This is a genomic window from Rhodococcus sp. NPDC060084 (assembly GCF_042730335.1).
GTDB lineage: Bacteria > Actinomycetota > Actinomycetes > Mycobacteriales > Mycobacteriaceae > Rhodococcus.
This window is the reverse complement of sequence record NZ_JBHWWX010000012.1, coordinates 1-17515: the sequence shown is the minus strand read 5'-3', so window position 1 is coordinate 17515 and position 17515 is coordinate 1. Positions and strand designations below refer to the sequence as shown.

The 17515-nt window shown below is 67.0% G+C and carries 18 protein-coding genes; 9 read left to right on the top strand and 9 right to left on the bottom strand.

Features of this window, described 5'->3' with window-relative positions:
- Position 1 precedes the first annotated feature (1 nt).
- The 5 genes from ACFWBU_RS09260 to ACFWBU_RS09240 form a co-directional block, all read right to left on the bottom strand.
- On the bottom strand, positions 2–1360 hold the full coding sequence (locus tag ACFWBU_RS09260; protein ID WP_169621245.1) for a cytochrome P450: 1359 nt from the start codon (positions 1358–1360) through the stop codon (positions 2–4).
- Complete coding sequence (locus ACFWBU_RS09255; RefSeq protein WP_169651931.1) at positions 1360–2142, bottom strand: SDR family oxidoreductase; 783 nt, start codon at positions 2140–2142, stop codon at positions 1360–1362. The genes ACFWBU_RS09260 and ACFWBU_RS09255 overlap by 1 nt, the downstream gene beginning before the upstream one ends.
- Positions 2135–3361 (bottom strand): cytochrome P450, encoded by a 1227-nt coding sequence (locus ACFWBU_RS09250; protein ID WP_206036964.1) that lies wholly within the window; start codon positions 3359–3361, stop codon positions 2135–2137. Before ACFWBU_RS09250 ends, ACFWBU_RS09255 begins: the two co-directional genes overlap by 8 nt.
- A gap of 3 nt (positions 3362–3364) precedes the next feature.
- Positions 3365–3937 (bottom strand): TetR/AcrR family transcriptional regulator, encoded by a 573-nt coding sequence (locus ACFWBU_RS09245; protein WP_169621414.1) that lies wholly within the window; start codon positions 3935–3937, stop codon positions 3365–3367.
- Positions 3938–4017: 80 nt separating this feature from the next.
- Positions 4018–5241: a cytochrome P450 gene (locus ACFWBU_RS09240; protein ID WP_169651932.1), complete on the bottom strand. Its 1224-nt coding sequence runs from the start codon at positions 5239–5241 to the stop codon at positions 4018–4020.
- An 87-nt stretch (positions 5242–5328) separates the two neighbouring features.
- Here ACFWBU_RS09240 and ACFWBU_RS09235 point away from each other — a divergent pair, with 87 nt between their 5' ends.
- Together ACFWBU_RS09235 and ACFWBU_RS09230 are read left to right on the top strand one after the other, a co-directional pair.
- Positions 5329–5925: a TetR/AcrR family transcriptional regulator gene (locus ACFWBU_RS09235; protein WP_169651933.1), complete on the top strand. Its 597-nt coding sequence runs from the start codon at positions 5329–5331 to the stop codon at positions 5923–5925.
- Between the two features lie 44 nt (positions 5926–5969).
- Positions 5970–6800, top strand: coding sequence for an oxygenase MpaB family protein (locus tag ACFWBU_RS09230; protein ID WP_169651934.1), 831 nt, complete (start codon positions 5970–5972; stop codon positions 6798–6800).
- A 40-nt stretch (positions 6801–6840) separates the two neighbouring features.
- Here the strand turns inward: ACFWBU_RS09230 and ACFWBU_RS09225 are convergent, their stop codons facing one another.
- Complete coding sequence (locus ACFWBU_RS09225) at positions 6841–7713, bottom strand: SDR family NAD(P)-dependent oxidoreductase (protein ID WP_169651935.1); 873 nt, start codon at positions 7711–7713, stop codon at positions 6841–6843.
- 82 nt (positions 7714–7795) lie between these two features.
- On the opposite strand from ACFWBU_RS09225, the gene ACFWBU_RS09220 reads away from it, so the two are divergent.
- The 7 genes from ACFWBU_RS09220 to ACFWBU_RS09190 all read left to right on the top strand — a co-directional run bounded on the left by ACFWBU_RS09220 (position 7796) and on the right by ACFWBU_RS09190 (position 14206).
- Positions 7796–9265 (top strand): aldehyde dehydrogenase, encoded by a 1470-nt coding sequence (locus ACFWBU_RS09220; protein WP_169621251.1) that lies wholly within the window; start codon positions 7796–7798, stop codon positions 9263–9265.
- Between the two features lie 36 nt (positions 9266–9301).
- The gene (locus ACFWBU_RS09215) at positions 9302–10051 is read left to right on the top strand and encodes an SDR family oxidoreductase (RefSeq protein ID WP_169621252.1); all 750 of its coding nucleotides are present in this window, start codon (positions 9302–9304) and stop codon (positions 10049–10051) included.
- Positions 10048–10947 (top strand): NAD(P)-dependent oxidoreductase, encoded by a 900-nt coding sequence (locus ACFWBU_RS09210; protein WP_296551372.1) that lies wholly within the window; start codon positions 10048–10050, stop codon positions 10945–10947. The genes ACFWBU_RS09215 and ACFWBU_RS09210 overlap by 4 nt, the downstream gene beginning before the upstream one ends.
- The gene (locus ACFWBU_RS09205) at positions 10944–11312 is read left to right on the top strand and encodes a carboxymuconolactone decarboxylase family protein (protein WP_169621254.1); all 369 of its coding nucleotides are present in this window, start codon (positions 10944–10946) and stop codon (positions 11310–11312) included. The genes ACFWBU_RS09210 and ACFWBU_RS09205 overlap by 4 nt, the downstream gene beginning before the upstream one ends.
- Positions 11309–12421 carry a TIGR03857 family LLM class F420-dependent oxidoreductase gene (locus tag ACFWBU_RS09200; RefSeq protein WP_378528095.1) on the top strand — a complete coding sequence of 371 codons (1113 nt, stop codon included), beginning with the start codon at positions 11309–11311 and terminating at the stop codon, positions 12419–12421. The genes ACFWBU_RS09205 and ACFWBU_RS09200 overlap by 4 nt, the downstream gene beginning before the upstream one ends.
- Complete coding sequence (locus ACFWBU_RS09195) at positions 12418–13482, top strand: phosphotransferase (protein WP_169621256.1); 1065 nt, start codon at positions 12418–12420, stop codon at positions 13480–13482. The genes ACFWBU_RS09200 and ACFWBU_RS09195 overlap by 4 nt, the downstream gene beginning before the upstream one ends.
- 61 nt (positions 13483–13543) lie before the next feature.
- A complete protein-coding gene (locus ACFWBU_RS09190; RefSeq protein WP_169621257.1) occupies positions 13544–14206 on the top strand; it encodes a class I SAM-dependent methyltransferase in 663 nt (220 codons plus the stop codon).
- Between the two features lie 16 nt (positions 14207–14222).
- Here the strand turns inward: ACFWBU_RS09190 and ACFWBU_RS09185 are convergent, their stop codons facing one another.
- From ACFWBU_RS09185 to ACFWBU_RS09175, 3 genes are read right to left on the bottom strand one after another with little or no spacing between them, the layout of a single operon-like run.
- Complete coding sequence (locus ACFWBU_RS09185; RefSeq protein WP_169621258.1) at positions 14223–15284, bottom strand: prenyltransferase; 1062 nt, start codon at positions 15282–15284, stop codon at positions 14223–14225.
- A gap of 13 nt (positions 15285–15297) precedes the next feature.
- Positions 15298–16029, bottom strand: a complete 732-nt coding sequence (locus ACFWBU_RS09180; RefSeq protein WP_169621259.1) for a class I SAM-dependent methyltransferase — start codon at positions 16027–16029, stop codon at positions 15298–15300.
- Positions 16029–17261, bottom strand: coding sequence for a glycosyltransferase family 4 protein (locus ACFWBU_RS09175; RefSeq protein ID WP_296551362.1), 1233 nt, complete (start codon positions 17259–17261; stop codon positions 16029–16031). The genes ACFWBU_RS09180 and ACFWBU_RS09175 overlap by 1 nt, the downstream gene beginning before the upstream one ends.
- Positions 17262–17515 lie beyond the last annotated feature (254 nt).

The following is a 17515-nucleotide window of genomic DNA, read 5'->3' as shown; positions in this document are numbered from 1 at the left end:
CTCAGTCCCGGTCACGGCGGCGGTACCGGACCGCGCACGGTTGCGCGAGCTGCACCACCATCTTGGAGTGGTCGTTGCGGTAGGTGTCGGACGGTTGCGCAAGCTCGAATTCGAAGTCGCGCAGCAGAACCGAGAAGATCGCTTTGAGCTGCATGAGCGCGAAAGCCGCGCCGACGCAGCGGTGCCGGCCGGCACCGAACGGAATCCACGTCCACCTGTTGACGATGTCTTCCTGGTTGGGATCGATGTACCGGCCGGGATCGAACGCATCCGGATCGGGAAAGTCCTCGGCGATGCGGTTCGACACCGCGGGCGTCGCACCCACGAGATCTCCCTCCCGGATCTTGTATCCGGCCACTTCGAAGTCGTCACATGCCACGCGGAGCAGCAGAATCAGGGGCGGATGCAACCGCAGGGTCTCCTTGAGGACCGCTTCGAGCACCGGGATCTGGCGGAGCGCGTGGAAACTCACATCGGCACCGTCGGCGTAGAGCGTGTCCAGTTCGTCGGTCACCTGCTCCAGGTACTCGGGATGCCGCAGCAGTTCGATCAGCGCCCACGCGGCCGTGCCCGACGTGGTGTGGTGTCCGGCGAACATCATCGAGATGAAGATGCCGGTGATCTCGTCGGCGCTGAACCGCTCGTGCCCTTCGTCGTCCTTGATCGAGACGAGGACATCGAGCATGTCGCGATCCTCTTTCCCCTTCGGCGGGTTCGCGATACGGCCGGTCATGATGTCCTGCACGAGGGCGACGAGGCCACGTCGTGCTTCGTCACGCCGCCGGAAACTCTCGATGGGTGCATACGGGTCGACGAAAGCGAGAGCGTCGGTACCCTTTTCGAGGTCGTGATAGAGGTGGGCGAAGCGGTCGTCGAGCTGGTCGCGGAACTTCTTGCCGATCAGGCAGGCGGACGAGGTGTAGATCGTCAGCTCGGCGAAGAACTCGAGCAGGTCGATCTCGCCTTCGTCGCCCCAGCCGGCGATCATGTCCTGTACTTCTCGGTCGATGGTCGCCGCGTGGCCCTTCATCTGTTCACCGCGCAGCGCCGAGTTGTGCAGCATCTCCTTGCGCCGCTCGGGACTGGCATCGAACACGACGCCCTCACCGAAGACCGGCTTCATGAACGGATAGGCGGCCTGCTGGTCGAGTTCCTCGTCCGCGGCACGGAAGAAGAACTCGTTCGCTTCGGCTCCGGAGAGCAGCACGACTTTCTTGTCGGCGAGCTGGAAGACGCCCACGTTTCCGCACTCGTCACGAACGCGCCGCATGAGGGCGATCGGGTCGGTCCGCAATTCTTCGAGGTGGCCGTGCTCGTGCTCGCCACCGGACACCCGTGTGGGTTCGACGATCGTGGTCATCAGGAATCCTTCTTCAGTGGGGCCTCGGGCTGAACTTCGATGAGCACGATGTGGGCGCCACGCGGTGCCGAGACGACCGCCACGGCCGCGTCCGCGATGTCCGACGCCCGGAGGAAGTACGGGTGCCGGGCGAGCCCCCATTTGGTCCAGTCGTTCAGCAGCGGTTCGAGGATTTCCGCGGGTGCCGTCATTCCGGCCGCGGTCTGCGTGGGTCCGGGACGCACCACCGACGCGCGCACTCCGGTGCCCTCGAGTTCCATGCGCATCTCCCGCGCGAGCGCTTCGAGACCGGTCTTGGCCGCGACGTAGGCGCCCATCCACGGACGTGCCACGTCGGCGCAGTCGGACCCGATCACGACGAAATCACCGCGCCGGCGTTCGATCATGCCAGGTATCACCCGGTGGGCGAGCCGCTGAGTGCCCATGAGGTGCACGCTGACCTGGAAGGCGAATCGGTCGGGGTCCATCTCGTGGGCAAGCGAGAAATCCATGTCGCCGGCACCGGACACGACGATCTCGGTGGGGCCGAGTGCGTTCTCGGCCGCGGCGACGAACTCGTCCACCGACTCGGTCGAGGACACGTCGAGCCGATGGGCGAAGGCTTCGCCTCCTTCGCCGCGGATCTTCTCCGCGACGGCCTCGCACTCGTCGACGCGGCGAGCACCGAGAGCGACAGGATGCCCGAGTTCGGCGAGGGCGTACGCGGTGGCGGTGCCGATACCGGAGGACGCTCCGGTGACGATCGCGGGGCGCCGAGAGGGGTGGGGTTCGAATCTAGGCATGTCGATCGGTGACCTTCATGGGCAGGGCGGCGAAGCCTCGGACGTTGGTGGAGTGCACACGCTCGCAGCGGTCGAAGTCGACCTCGTAGTCGGCGACCCGGCGCGCGAACTGTCCGAGCGCGATGTTCGCCTCCAGGCGGGCGAGGTGCGCGCCGAGGCAGAAGTGCACGCCCCCTCCGAAACTCGCGATCTTCTGGGAACTGCTCCGGCCGATCCGGAACGTGTCGGCATCGTCGAACACCTCCGAGTCGCGATTGGCGGACCCGATGAGCAGGAGCACCTTGTCACCGGCGCCGATGGTGGAGCCGTGCAGGTCGATGTCCTCTGCGGCGGTGCGCGCGACGAGTTGGCTCGACGTGTCGTACCGCAAAGTCTCCTCGACCCACTCCGGAGCCCGGTCGGGTTCGGACAAAACCCGTCGCACTTCCGTCTTGTTGTGCGCGCCCCAGAACATGGCGTTGCCGAGCAATTTCGTGGTGGTCTCGTTGCCCGCGACCACCATCAGGAACATGAATCCGATGATCTCGTCGTCCGACAACCGGTCGCCGTCGATCTCCGCACCAAGCAGAGCCGAGGTCAGATCGGAGGTTTCCTTCGCGCGGCGCTCGGTGATCATCTGTGCGTAGTAGCCGACGAGATTCAAGGACGCGTCCATGGCGGCGACGGGGACGTCGAGAACGCCCTCCTCGCGGTGCACGACGAGGTCGGCGAGCCTGCGGATCTCGGCGCGATCGGACTTGGGAACGCCCATGAGTTCGGAGATCACGTCCATCGGCAGCTTGCCGGCGACCTCGGAGATCCAGTCGAACTCCCCTGCCCCCAAAGCGGGTTCGAGGTATTCGAGGGTGAGTTCGAGTATCCGGCCTTCGAGATCCGCCACACGGCGCGGCGTGAAGCCCTTCGAGACCAACTGGCGCATCCGCATGTGTCGCGGGTCGTCCATCGCGAGAAAGGACATCACCTTGTGGGCGTTGGGCCCGTAAGCCGACGGATCCAGCGAGACGCCGTTGGCACTCGAGAGCCGGGTGCCGTCACGGAACGCCGCAACCACGTCGGCGTGGCGAGACAACGCCCAAAATTCCAGGTCGGGGTTGTAGTACAGCGGCGCTTCCTCGCGCAGCCGGCGGTAGGTGGGGTACGGGTCCTCGTGGAACGAGTAGTCGTACGGGTTGAAGGTCGGCGGGTCGAGCGATGAGGACTCCAGGGAGGCCTGAATCATGGATCACTCCAGTAAAAGTCGGGCTGAGACTTCCAACCTGTCGGCGAGCTTTTCGTACGTGCCGTAACCCATACCGGCGCGCACGAGGGCACCGGCGTAGAGCAGTTCGAGTGCTTCGAGTTCGTCGGGGTCGGCGCCGGGTCCGAGCGCGGCGGAGAGCCGCTCCCGGATCTCGAGACCGATTCGTGCCCGCAGATGCTCGACGTCCGGATCCTGGCCGAGCAGCGCGCTGGTCACCGCGGCCGCCAGTTCCGGTTCGCCGGCCATCAGCAGCGCGATCCCCCGGAGCACTGCCGACACCCGGTCGGCTCGGTTCCCGTCGGCCTGCCCCGGCGCCGGCTCGACGGCCGCCTCCGTGGCGAGCCGCCGCCAGAACACCTCGGCGACGAGATGCTCTTTCGACGAGAAGTACGTGTAGGCGGTCGCCGGTGCGACACCCGCACGGGAGGCAACCATCCGGACCGTCAGTCCTGCGAATCCCTCTTCGCGCAACACCTCGACCGCGGCCTGCGTGAGGCGCTGCACGGTATCGGCCTGCCTCTCGGTCAGACGGCGGCGAGTCGATTCGAGATTCACATTTCTGGACACGTGTCTGGACATTACTACGGCAGGTCGGGTCCGGCAATGCCGATACTGGGCGGTACGCACCGAATTCGTCACCCGCGCGGGTGGATCCGCACGGGCATGGCCTTGACCCCGTTGATGAAGTTGGACCTCAGCCGTCGCACCGGCCCTGCGGATTCGACACGGTCGAGGCGCGTCGCGAGCGTCTCGAACATCACCCGCAGTTCCAGACGGGCGAGATGCGCTCCGACACAGAAATGGACCCCGCTGCCACCGAAGGCGACGTGCGGGTTGTGTTCCCGGCCGATATCGAAGACCTGCGCGTTCTCGAACACGTCCTCGTCGCGGTTCGCACTGGGGTAGTACACGACCACCTTGTCGCCGCGCTCCACCGCCTGGCCACCGATCGACGCCGGACAGGTGGGGGTGCGACGGAACGCCACTACGGGAGTCACCCAGCGCAGGATCTCCTCCACCGCGCTGTCGATCAACTCGGGCCGGTCCTGGAGTCTGCGCCATTGCTCGGGATGGTCGATGAAGGCCTGCATACCGCCGGTGATCGCGTTGCGGGTGGTCTCGTTGCCCGCGATCACGAGGAGCACGAAGAACATGTCGAACTCCACCTCGGACAGCGTGTCGCCGTTCTCGTCGGGACGAACGAGCGCGGAGACGATGTCGTCGCGTGGCTCCGCTCGCCGTCGGGCGGCAATCTCGTTGGCGTACAGGAAGACCTCTGCTGCGGCGAGCTCACCGTCCTCCTGCGTGCTCCCGTATTCGGGGTCGTCCCAGCCGATCATCCGGTTCGACCACTCGTAGAGTTTGCCGACATCCTCGGTGGGTGCCCCGAGCAACTCGGCGATCACCTCGAGCGGCAGCGGCGCCGCCACCGTCGGCACGAAGTCGACGACGGCACCGTCCCGTCCGGCTTCGACGACCTCGTCGACGATCCGGTCGCACACCTCTCGGATGTGCGCCTCGAGCGTCTTGACCATCCGCGGCGTGAAGCCACGACTGACCAGTTGCCGCAGGCGGGTGTGGTCCGGGGGATCGAGATTGAGGAGCATCGCGGCCTGCTTGAGGCGCGTTTCCTCGTCGAAGTCGTCGACCTGGGTGGTTCCCAATGCCGACGAGAACGTGCTGCTGTCGCGGGAGACAGCGACGACGTCGGCGTGCCGGGTGACGGCCCAGAAACCGGCACCCCCCTCTTCCGGCTGCCGCGGCACCGGGCAGACGCGGCGGAGTTCGGAGAAGTACGCGTGGGGAATCCCCTCGAGGTAGAGATCGGGGTTCTTGAGATCGATGCGGGAGGTGGTCATGCCCTTACCCTCGTCCGGATATACGAATGTGTGTCGCACTTAAACTACAGATCTTCGTTTGATGCGGAAGACCCTTAGACTAAGTTCATGGCACGCGACAATTCCCGGCCCGTCCGGCGGCGCACCCTCACGCGCGAGAAAGTTGTCGCCACAGCGCTCGACATCGTCGAGGAACTGGGCTGGGAGCAACTCACGATGAGCACCCTGTCGGCTCGCCTGGGCATCGTCGCGGCCTCGCTGTACAACCACGTGCGCAATCTCGACGACGTGCGGTCCGCCGTCCAGGTCCGCGCCATGACCGATCTGGGCCTCCACCTGCGTGAGGTGGCGATGGGCCGGAGCGGACTCGCCGGCCTGCGTGCCCTGATCGATGCCCACCGGGCATGGGCCGTCGAGCATGCCCGACTGTACGGCGCCCTGACCGCCGCACCGGTCGACCGCGACGCGCTCGTCGGCGCCGCACTCGACGCGAATGTCGCGCTGCGGACCATGCTGTCCTCGTGCGGAGTCCCGGCCACCGAATCGCTCGAGGTCGCCATCAGCATGTTCGCAGCGCTGCACGGCTTCGCCACGCTCGAGGGGAGCGGATTCCTCGGTGACGAACTGGACCTCGACCAGATCTACGACACCGTGGTGCGGGGCGTTCTGGCAGGAGTTCCCGCCACGGGCACGCACACGGGCTGAGCGAACCGTAGGCTGAATACGGCCGTTGTCGGAGGGAGGGTCCCATGGCAACCATCCGCTCCCTCGGAGATCTGGTGTCACCGCTCGGCGGCACGATCAACGTGGCGAACGTGATCATGCAGTTGGCTCTGCCGGGGGTTGGTCAGGGTGTCGTCGACAGCGCGGTGGACTCCGGTCGAGCCGACCTGCATCCGGTGAAACGCGCCCGGACCACCGGCGCATATCTGGCGGTCGCGGTCTTCGGCAACGACGACGATCGTGCGTATGTCCGGGAAGCCGTGCGCCGCATCCACTCCCAGGTCACGTCCGCTCCGGGAGCCCCCGTTGCGTACAGCGCCAACTCTCCCGTGCTGCAGTTGTGGGTCGCGGTGTGCCTGCTCACGTACTTCGTGGACCAATACGAATTGCTGCACGGGCCGCTGAGCGAGGACGAATTCCGGCGCGTACTGCGCGACGGCGCGAGTCTCGGCACCACCCTCAACGTTCGCCCGGAGTCCTGGCCCACCACGCGGGAGGAGTACGACGAACTCTGGCGCGCAGGCGTGGACAGCATCTCGATGAACGACGACGTCCGCACCTATCTCACCCACCTGGCGGAACTCAGTTTCCTCGAAGTACGGCTGGGACGCCTCGGCCGGGTCATCCACCGCGTGTTCGGTCGTTCCTTCGAGTTCGTCACCCGTGGAGCACTCCCACCGGAGTTCCGGGACGTCATGCACTACGAGTGGACCCTTGCGGACCAGCGCAGATTCGATCGCTATCTGGCGAACCTCCGCACGATGCATCGGTGGACACCGTGGGTGTGGCGACTGCCGTGGCAGGCCTACCTGCTCGACATGCGACTGCGGCGCCGCCTCGGCCTGCCCGTGTTCTGATCCGCGCGCCGCGGCGCCGGCAGTACGGACGAACCCCGGATCAGACGAACCCGGCGATCTCCTCCGGCGTCCACGGCGGAGACGTCTCGTGGTCGCGCCAGGCGAGCAGGTCCGGCGCCTGCTTGCCGAACCGCCCGACGAAACACCCGGACCCGGCGAAGATCCCGCCCGTCGACGAGGACAGCGCACTCGCGAGAAACACGTAGAGGGGTGCCACGTACTCGGGCGGAGCCGGATTGCGGGACGCCTCGTACGCCACGTCGTCGAGCAGGCCCCGCTCGTGCAGCCGCGTGAGGTGCCGCGCGTAGTCGTCTCCCGTGGACAACCGTGTGCGTGCTCCCGGGCACACGACGTTGGCGCGCACGCCGTACTCGCGCAGTTCGGCCGCGATCGCCAGGGTCAAGCTGTTCACCGCGCCTTTTCCCGCGGGGTATCCCGTTCCGCCGTAGTCGCCCAGAAATGCGAACGACCCCGTGTTGACGATCGCACCGCCGCCTTGTTCGACGAAGTACGGAGCGAGGACCCGGCACGTCCGGAAGGTGCCCGTGAGATGTGCGTCGATCAAGTCGTGCCACTGACGGTCGTCGATGCCGAGGATGGACGAGCCGGCCGGTTCCGCGGTACCGGCGCAGTTGACGAGCGCGGCCACCGACCCGAATTCGGCCAGTGCGGTGTCGAGCAGTCGTTCCGCGACCCCCGGTTCGGCGGCAGATCCCGCCACGCCGACCGCCCGCGCCCCGGCTGCCACCATCTCGTCCACGGTCGTCTCCACCGCACCGGGGTCCCGGCCGTTGACCACGACCCCGGCCCCTTCCGTCGCGAACCGCTGGGCGACGGCACGGCCGATCCCCCGGCTCGACCCGGTCACGATCACAGCCTTGCCGGCCAGGCCGGTCGAATTCGGCTCTCCCATAAGTTCTCCCGTTTCGGCCATTGCGTCGTACAACTGCCCGAACTATAGTCCAGACACCTGTCCAGAACCGAGGGAACGTCTGATGACACTTCGCCCCACCGACAGCTCCACACTCCTGATCGACGGAAAGCTCGTACCCGGCAGCGGCGGCACCTTCGAGGTGTTCGACCCGAGCACCGAAGAACTGCTCGGAAAGGCCGCCGACGCCACCGCCGCCGACATGGATGCCGCGATCGAGGCCGCACGACGCGCGTTCGACGACACCGACTGGTCGCGCGACCACGCGTTCCGTGCCCGGTGCCTCCGGCAGTTGCGCGACGCGCTGCGCGGACACATCGAGGAACTGCGCGAGATCACCATCGCCGAGGTCGGGGCTCCCCGCTTCCTCACCTCGGCCGCCCATCTCGAAGGTCCCGTCGACGACCTGCTCTTTTTCGCGGATCTCGCCGAGAACTATTCCTGGAAACAGGATCTCGGCAACGCCGCGCCCATGGGCATCCCCACGCATCGCTACCTGCTCAAAGAAGCCACCGGCGTGGTCGGTGCGATCACACCGTGGAACTTCCCGCACCAGATCAACTTCGCCAAGATCGGGCCCGCGCTAGCCGCGGGAAACACCGTCGTTCTCAAACCCGCCCCCGACACCCCATGGTGCGCAGCCCTGGTCGGAAAGATCCTCGCCGAGGAAACCGATTTTCCGCCCGGGACGCTCAACATCGTGACCTCGAGCGATCATCTCCTGGGCGCACAACTGACCGAGGACCCGCGCGTCGACCTGATCTCGTTCACAGGTTCCACCGCGACCGGCCGATCCGTGATGCGGTCCGCCGCCGACACCCTCAAAAAGGTGTTCCTCGAACTCGGCGGCAAATCGGCGTTCCTCGTGCTCGACGACGCAGACCTGCGCAGCGCCTGCTCGATGGCCGCATTCACCGTGTCCACGCACGCGGGTCAGGGGTGCGCCATCACCACCCGGCTCGTCGTCCCCCGCGACAAGTACGACGAGGCCGTGGCCGCCACGGCGAAAACGATGCGTACCCTGCGTCCGGGCGACCCTCGCGACCCCGGCACCGTCTGCGGACCGTTGATCTCCGAGCGCCAGCGTGCCCGCGTCGAAAGCTACCTGCGGCTCGCTGTCGAAGAAGGCGGCACGATCGTGGTCGGAGGCGGCCGGCCGGCCGAACACGCACGCGGGTTCTTCGTCGAACCCACTCTGATCTCCGGTCTCGACAACCGATCCCGGACGGCGCAGGAAGAGATCTTCGGTCCCGTGCTCGTCGTGATTCCCCACGACGGGGACGACGACGCGGTGCGCATCGCCAACGACTCCCCCTACGGCCTGTCGGGCGCGGTATACGGCACGGATCCCGCGCGCATCGCCCGTGTCGTCGCCGGGGTGCGCACCGGAACCCTCGGCGTCAACGGCGGCATCTGGTACGCGGCCGATGCCCCGTTCGGCGGCTACAAGCACTCCGGAATCGGCCGGGAGATGGGCGTCGCCGGCTTCGAGGAATACCTGGAAACCAAGTTGGTCGCGGAGCCCGCGAGCTGATCGCCGCACCCTCACAGAATCGAAAGGACCGACAGCATGGCCAGATTCACGGACCGCACGGCGATCGTCACCGGTGCAGCACAGGGCATCGGCGAGGCATACGCCCGCGCGCTCGCGGCCGAAGGCGCGAACGTCGTGGTTGCCGATCTCGAAGCCGAACTCGGTGAGCAAGTCGCCAAACAGATCATCACCGACGGCGGCAACGCGACGTTCGTGCCGGTCGACGTATCCGACCCGGTATCCACCGAGGCACTCGCGGCCTCGACCGTCGAGAAGTACGGCCGAATCGACCATGTGGTCAACAACGCCGCCATCTACGGCGGCATGAAACTCGACCTACTGCTCACCGTGCCCTGGGACTACTACAAGAAGTTCATGAGCGTGAACCTCGACGGTGCCCTCAACGTCACCCGCGCTGTATGGCCGCACATGTCGGCCCACGGCGGGTCGATCGTCAACCAATCGTCCACCGCCGCATGGTTGTACTCCGGCTTCTACGGACTCGCCAAAGTCGGAATCAACGGACTGACCCAGCAACTCGCGGTGGAACTGGGCGGGTCGAACATCCGTATCAACGCGATCGCACCGGGCCCCATCGACACCGAGGCGACCCGCAGCACCACACCCGCGAAGATGGTCGCGGACATGATCAAGCATCTGCCGCTCAAGCGAATGGGCACCCCCGACGACCTCGTCGGCATGTGCCTGTTCCTGCTCTCCGACGAGGCGAGCTGGGTGACCGGCCAGATCTTCAACGTGGACGGCGGACAGGTGATCCGCTCGTGAACACTTCCGAGAACATCAGGATCGGGTACGTCGGCCTCGGCAACATGGGCGCACCGATGGCCCAGCGTCTCCTCGGCCGTCCCGGCGGGCTCACCGTCCTCGACACCCGCGCCGAGGCCGTCGCACCGTTCGTCGACGCGGGGGCCACCGCCGCGGCGGACCCGGCAGAACTCGGTGCGTCGTGTGATCTGATCTCGGTGACCGTGCTCGACGACGCGCAGGTACGCGAGGTCGTCGCGGGCGGGAACGGGCTCTTGTCCACCGCGCGACCGGGAACCGTGATCGCGGTGCACTCGACGATCTCCGATACCACCGCCACCGAACTCGCCGCCGAGTGCGCCGAGCGCGGGGTGGATCTCGTCGACGCGCCGGTCAGCGGTGGTGCACCCGGGGCCCGCAACGGCACGCTCGCCGTGATGGTCGGCGCGACGGACGAGGCGTTCGCCAAGGTTGCCGAACCGTTCGGGCACTTCGCCGAGGTCGTGATCCACGCCGGTCCGGTGGGAGCGGGCACCCGCATGAAACTGGCGCGCAATCTTCTGCACTTCATCTCCTTCACCGCCGCGACCGAGGCTGCGCGGCTCGCGGAGGCAGCCGGGATCGATATCGCGGAGCTCGGCAAGGTCGTCCGCCACACCGATGCCATCACCGGCGGCGCCGGAGCCATCATGTGGCGCGACAGCACCTCCCAGCTCGACACGGGTGATTCGTGGTACCCGATCTTCTCGCACGTCCGCGACCTCGGCGAAAAAGACCTGTCGCTCGCGCTCGAACTCGGCGAGCGCCTCGGGGTCGAATTGCCACTCGCCACAAGAGCATTGACCGGGCTCGGGTCCGGACTCGGTGTCGGTACCGGCAGCGCCGCCCATTCCTACGCCAGCGAGGAGCACGCATGACCGACGACACCCGCCGCCGCGGACTCGAGATGATGACCAAGGTCTACGGCTGGGAGATGCAGGACGGTCCGGGAGACCACTTCGCGGTGACAGCAGACCACCTCTTCGCCGACATCTGGTCCCGGCCCGGACTGAGCATCCGGGATCGCAGACTGCTGCTCCTGGGCGCCCTCACCGCGCAAGGACTCACCGATGTCGCCGAGATCCAGATCGGTGCGGCTCTGCACAACGAAGAACTGGACGAGGAGCAACTCAAGGAAATCGCGCTGTTCCTCTGCCATTACGTGGGGTGGCCGCTGGGCACCAAACTGGATTCGACGATCGGGAGCGTGCTGCACAAGCGGCGCGCATCGAACCGGTCGTGAGCGCCACCGGCAGGGCCGCTGCGACCCCCGAGTTCCCGGAACTCGGGTTCTACGGCCTCGCCGGGCACTCCCCCGAACCTCGCGACCTGCTCGACGAGGTTCGTCACGGTGAACAACTCGGCCTCGGGTCGGTGTTCCTGTCCGAGCGATTCGACACCAAGGACGCCGCGGCGCTCGCCGGTGCGGCCGCGGCGGTGAGCGAGACGATCGGAATCGGCACCGCCGCAACGAATCCTCACACCCGGCATCCCCTCGTCACGGCGACGATGGCGACGACCCTGCACCGATTGAGCGGGGGCCGGTACGCCTTCGGCCTGGGACGCGGATTCGATGCACTCTTCGACCTCATGGGCCTGCCGCGCGTCACGTCCGCCGGGCTGGAAGATGCAACCGAAATCCTGCGCGCGCTCTGGAACGGCGAGGCGGTCGCGGGGCACGACGGACCCGCCGGAGCGTTTCCGTATCTACGCCGGATCTCCGAAGGGTCCGACCGTATTCCGATCCTCATGGTCGCGCTCGGCGACAGGACCCTCGACCTCGCCGGACGAATCGCCGACGGCGTCGTCCTGCACACCTTCTTCACCGACGCCGCCGTCGCCCGTGCCGTGAAGATCATCCGCGACGCGGCTGCGGCGGCCGGGCGAGACCCCGCCGCAGTGCGGGTCTGGTCGGTTCTCGCAACGGTCGAGGACTCGATCCCCGAAGACCGGCAACAGCGGATGCTGGTCGGGCGTCTCGCCACCTACCTGCAGGGATACGGCGACGTCCTGGTGCGAGCCAACGGATGGGATCCCGGCGTGCTCCGGCGGTTCCGCGACGATCCCGTCGTGCGCGATCACCGTGGACCGTTCGATGCGGCCGGCAGCCCCGCGGTTCTGCGGCACGTCCGCGCCCTCCTGCCGGAGGAGTGGATCGCTGCCTCCGCCACCGGAACCGCCGGACACTGCGCCGCGCGCATCGCGGACCAGTTCGATGCGGGCGCCGACAGCGTGATCCTGCACGGCGCAACCCCGGCGGAACTCGCACCCGTGGTGGCAGCATGGAGCACAGTACGCACGCCGGAGAACCACTCGCGGCTGCCCGCCAATCCCGGATGGAACGCCCGATGATCTCGCCTCCGCCCGACCCGGCCCTGATGCTCGACGTCGACGAGCTGACCCCGGAGCGATTGGGGGCTGCCCTCGGAAGCGCGGTGCACTCGGTACGGTCCGAGCCGATCGGTACCGGCCAGATCGGCCGGTGCCTGCGGCTCACGCTCACCGGCGACGAGATACCGGCCTCGATCGTGGCAAAACTTCCCGCGGCCGATCCTGGAACACGAGCCATGCTGGCCGGCGCCTACCGTGGCGAAGTCCGGTTCTACACGGACATCGCAGACTCGGTGTCGGTCTGCGTGCCGGTCTGCTATTACGCCGCACTCGGCGACGGCGGCGATTTCACGCTGCTGCTCGAAGATCTCGCGCCCGCACAGCAGGGCGACCAGGTCGCCGGCTGCACCCCGGCGCAAGCGCACGACGCGGTGCGCAACCTCGCAGGTCTGCACGGGCCCCGCTGGTGCGACCCGACCCTCCTGGAACTGTCGTGGGTCGGCCGGACCGGCCAGGACGAAGCGCAGGTGCTCGCCGAACTCTACGGCCCGGCGCTGGAGACGTTCGCGCACGATCTGGGTGAACACGTCTCGAGTCGAGATCGCGCCACACTGCGCGACTGCGTCGAGGTCACGGAGCGGTGGATCTGCGCACGACCGGAACGGTTCGCACTCGTGCACGGCGATTACAGGCTCGACAACCTCCTGTTCCCCCCGGTCCCGGACACGGGCGTGACCGCAGTGGATTGGCAGACACTCACAATCGGGCTTCCCGCCCGCGACCTCGCCTATTTCGTGAGCACCTCCCTGACCCCCGAATTGCGACGGGAGCACGAGTGCGACCTCGTGGCGACCTACCACCGGGCACTGCTCGGTCACGGAGTCGAGAAATACAGCCTGACGGACTGCTGGGACGACTACCGTTTCGCGATGCTCCAAGGCCCTCTGGTTGCTGTCTTCGGCTGCGCGTACGGCACTCGCACCGACCGTGGTGATCGGATGTTCGCAACGATGGTCGCCCGGGCGTGCACCGCGATCCGCGACCTCGACAGTCTCACCCTGGCGGCCCACACCTCCGGCTGAGGCAGCGTCTCGGTAAGGTTGCCCACCGGACACCGCAGTTCGCGAACGGACGGAGACCCCGATGACCCGCACCAGCTTGCCCCGTGAGGTAGTCGAACTTGCCGAAGCCACTCCGGGTTTCATGCCGGAGGACGAAGGAACTGCGCTGCACGACGTGGCTCTGCGTTACCTCGGCGACGGGGTCGGCGTCGAGATCGGCACCTATTGTGGCCGGTCGACGGTCTACCTGGGCGCGGCGGCGCGATCGACCGGGGGCACGATCGTCACGATCGATCACCATCGTGGTTCCGAGGAACACCAGCCCGGATGGGAGTACCACGATCCCGCGCTGGTCGACGACCATACCGGCCGCATCGATACTGCCGGACGATTGCGGCACACACTCGCCGACGCGGACCTCGAATCACACGTCGTGGCCGTGATCGGCACTTCGCCTCGGGTGGCGGCATTCTGGCGCACGCCCGCACGCTTCGTCTTCATCGACGGTGGACACAGCAGCGCCGCCGCCCAGGCCGACTACGAGGGATGGTCACCGTGGGTGGAGGTCGGTGGAGCATTGATCATCCACGACGTCTTCCCCGACCCGAAGGACGGCGGCAGGCCGCCGTACGAAATCTACTGTCGCGCTTTGGAGAGCGGGGAATTCACCGAGATGCCCGCGACGGGAACGCTGCGCGTGCTCGAACGCACCGGAGGGACCGTCGGAGTCCTACCCGGTCGCTAGAGCAGCGGGGCGGCCGTCAGACCAGGACCGGGCAGTTCTCCGTGCAGCGGTCGGCACCCGCGACGTGCGTGGGTGCCGCCGCGTCCCGGAAGACCCCGTTTCCCCGTGTCGTCCGCGACAGTGCGTCGGCAGCCAGGATCACCGCCGCACTGGTCCACGAACTGACCTCGACCGGCCAGCGTTTACCGTCGCTGTAGACGAGGCCGGTCCAATACGAGCCGTCGGGATCACGGAGATGCTGCATGGCAGCGAACAATTCGTGCGCACGCGCGCTGTCGCCCAGGCAGTCCAGCGCGAGGACCAGTTCGCAGGTCTCGGCGCCTGTCACCCACGGACGGTGGTCGACGCAGCGAATTCCCAGTCCGTCGACGACGAAGTCCGACCAGCGTTCCCGGATCCGTTCGTGTGCGTCGGGTCCGCGGACGGCACCGCCGAGGATCGGGTAGTACCAATCCATCGAGAACTCCGGCTTGGGAGTGAACACCTCGGGATGCCGTCGCACGGTGTGTCCCAGCCGGAACGACGCCACTTCCCATTCCGGCTGCGGGTCGCCGACGAAGTCGGCGAGACGCATTCCGCATTGCAGGCTCTGGTGGATACTCGAACACCCGGTCAGCAGCGCTTCGTCGAACATGCCCCCCGCACCGCGGGCCCAGGAGATCGAACCGTCCGGAAGTTGCATGTCGACGACGAGATCGAGTGCTCGCCGGACGGTCGGCCACATGTGTTCGACGAAGTTGCGGTCGCCGGTGACCAGATGGTGGTGCCACACTCCCACCGCGATGTAGGCGGTGAAGTTGCTGTCGACGTCCTCGCCGTCGGCCACTCCCCGATCGAACCGGACAGGCAACGACCCGTCGGGCCGCTGCGTGTCCCGGAGCCAGTGGAAAGCGGCATCCGCTTCGTCGCGCAAGCCCGTCACGGTCAGCGCCATCGCCGACTCGACGTGATCCCACGGATCGGTGTGGCCGCCCGGAAACCAAGGAATCGCGCCGGAAGACTCCTGCATCCGGGCGATGGCCCGCCCGGTCGCGAGGCACTGTTCCTGGGACAGCACCCCCGGCACGGAGGGAATCATCGGCAGGCTGGTATCACTGGGCGGCACCGGAAGCACCCGGTTTGCGGAGGTAGAACACCACGCTCTTGCCGATGACCGGATCGAGCAACTTCTCGGCGGTCCTCGTGATCCACGGACCTTTCATCAGGTCCCACACCAGCATCCGGTGGTACGCCTTCGTCAGCGGGTTGTCGTTGTTGTCGACGCCCACAGCGCATTTGAGCCACCAGTACGGAGCGTGCAGGGCATGAGCGTGCCCGGTTCCCGACACCTTCAGACCGGCGGCAGTGAGCTTCGCCGCGAGTTCGTCTGCCTTGTAGATGCGCACGTGTCCGCCCTCGACTTCGTGGTACGCGTCGGACAGCGCCCAGCACACCTTCTCGGGGAACCAGCGCGGCACCGTCACCGCGGCGACGCCGCCCGGCTTGAGCACCCGCACGAGCTCGGCGATGGCGCGTTCGTCCTCGGGCACGTGCTCGAGGACCTCCGAGATCAGAACGATGTCGAACGACGCGTCCTCGTACGGCAGTGCGAGCGCGTCACCGACCTCGGCGCGGGCGAGAGTTCCCTCGGGGACCTGGCCCTCGAGTTCCATGGCAACGAACATGTCGGCAACCGCCTTCATGTCGTCGGCACTGCGATCGAACGCCACCACATCCACGCCGCGTCGATACAACTCGAAGGAGTGCCGGCCGGCGCCTGCTCCGATATCGATGGCGCGTTGCCCGGGCTCGATCCCCAGCCGGTCGAAGTCGACGGTCAACATCAGTTGGTCCTTCCTTCACGTGCGGCGATCGCCTGCTCGTACACGCTCGCGGTCTGTGCAGCCACCGCGGCCCAGCTGTACCGGTCGAGCACTCTCGCGCGGGCCTTCGCTCCGAGCTGCTCCCGTGCGCCGGGATCGTCGAACAGTCCGGCCAGCGCTCCCGCCAGTTGTGCTGCGTCTCCGGGCTCCACGAGGACGCCCGCGTCACCCACCACCTCGGGGATCGCTCCGGCGCGACTCGCCACCAGCGGTGTGCCACACGACATCGCTTCCACTGCCGGCAGCGAAAAGCCCTCGTAGAGTGAGGGAACCGCCGCGACTTCCGCAGATGCAAGCAGTGCCGCCAGCTCGGCGTCCTCGATTCCCGAGACCGTGCGCACCACGTCACCGATGGCAAGGGCGTCGATGAGCCGCTCGGTGGCCCCTCCCGGGGCCAGTTTCGAGACGAGGACGAGTTCGACCTCGCGCTCGGTTCGCAGTTTCGCGACGGCCTCGAGCAGCGTCGGCACTCCCTTGAGCGGAGCGTCGGCGCTCGCGACACACACGATCCTGCCCGCGACCCGGGGCGTCGACGGCGGTGCGAACAGTTCCGTGTTCACGCCGAGCGGGATCGTGTGGATCCGATCCGCCTCGATCCCGAACGCCGCACGGATGTCGTCGGCCGAGTTCGCCGACACCGTCAGCAGGGAGCCGATCTTCCGGGCCACCCGCTCCTGCATGCGGAGAAAGCCGTACCAGCGGCGCAAGGTGAGCTTCCGGCGCCAACTGCTCGCCGACGCAAGATCGAGTTCGCGATCGCGGGTGATCGGATGGTGGATCGTCGCGACGAGCGGGAAGTGCTCGGCGATCTTCAACAGCCCCGATCCGAGCGACTGGTTGTCGTGTACGACGTCGAAGTCGCCGAGCCGGGTGCGCAGAAGCCGGGCAGCACGCAGGCCGAACGTCCGGGGTTCCGGGAAGCCCGCCGTCCACATCGTCGCGACCTCGAGGACATCGATGAGATCGCGGTACTCACCGGGACGGGGCGTACGGAACGGATCGTCGTCGCGATAGAGGTCGAGACTGGGGACCTTGGTGAGAGTCACCCCCGGATCGAGTTCCGGATAGGGCTGACCGGAAAACACCTCCACCGTGTGACCCTGCGCGACGAGTTCGCGGCTGAGATGCCGCACGTAGACCCCTTGGCCCCCACAGTGCGGCTTGCTCCGGTACGACAACAGAGCTATGCGCACATTCCACCTCGGGGTTGGTTCGAACGGACGTGGACCGGACGGACACCTGGCCGTCGGGCCGCGTAGAGCACCCTAGAACAAGTTCCGTCGTGTCACGATAGCGGCACGAACCGGATCGGACCGTCCGGCGGTATGCGAGTGGGACGGACGACGACAAGGCGAAGGCCCGGTATCCGTAGATACCGGGCCTTCGCCTGATGCGACCCTGACGGGACTCGAACCCGCGACCTCCGCCGTGACAGGGCGGCGCGCTA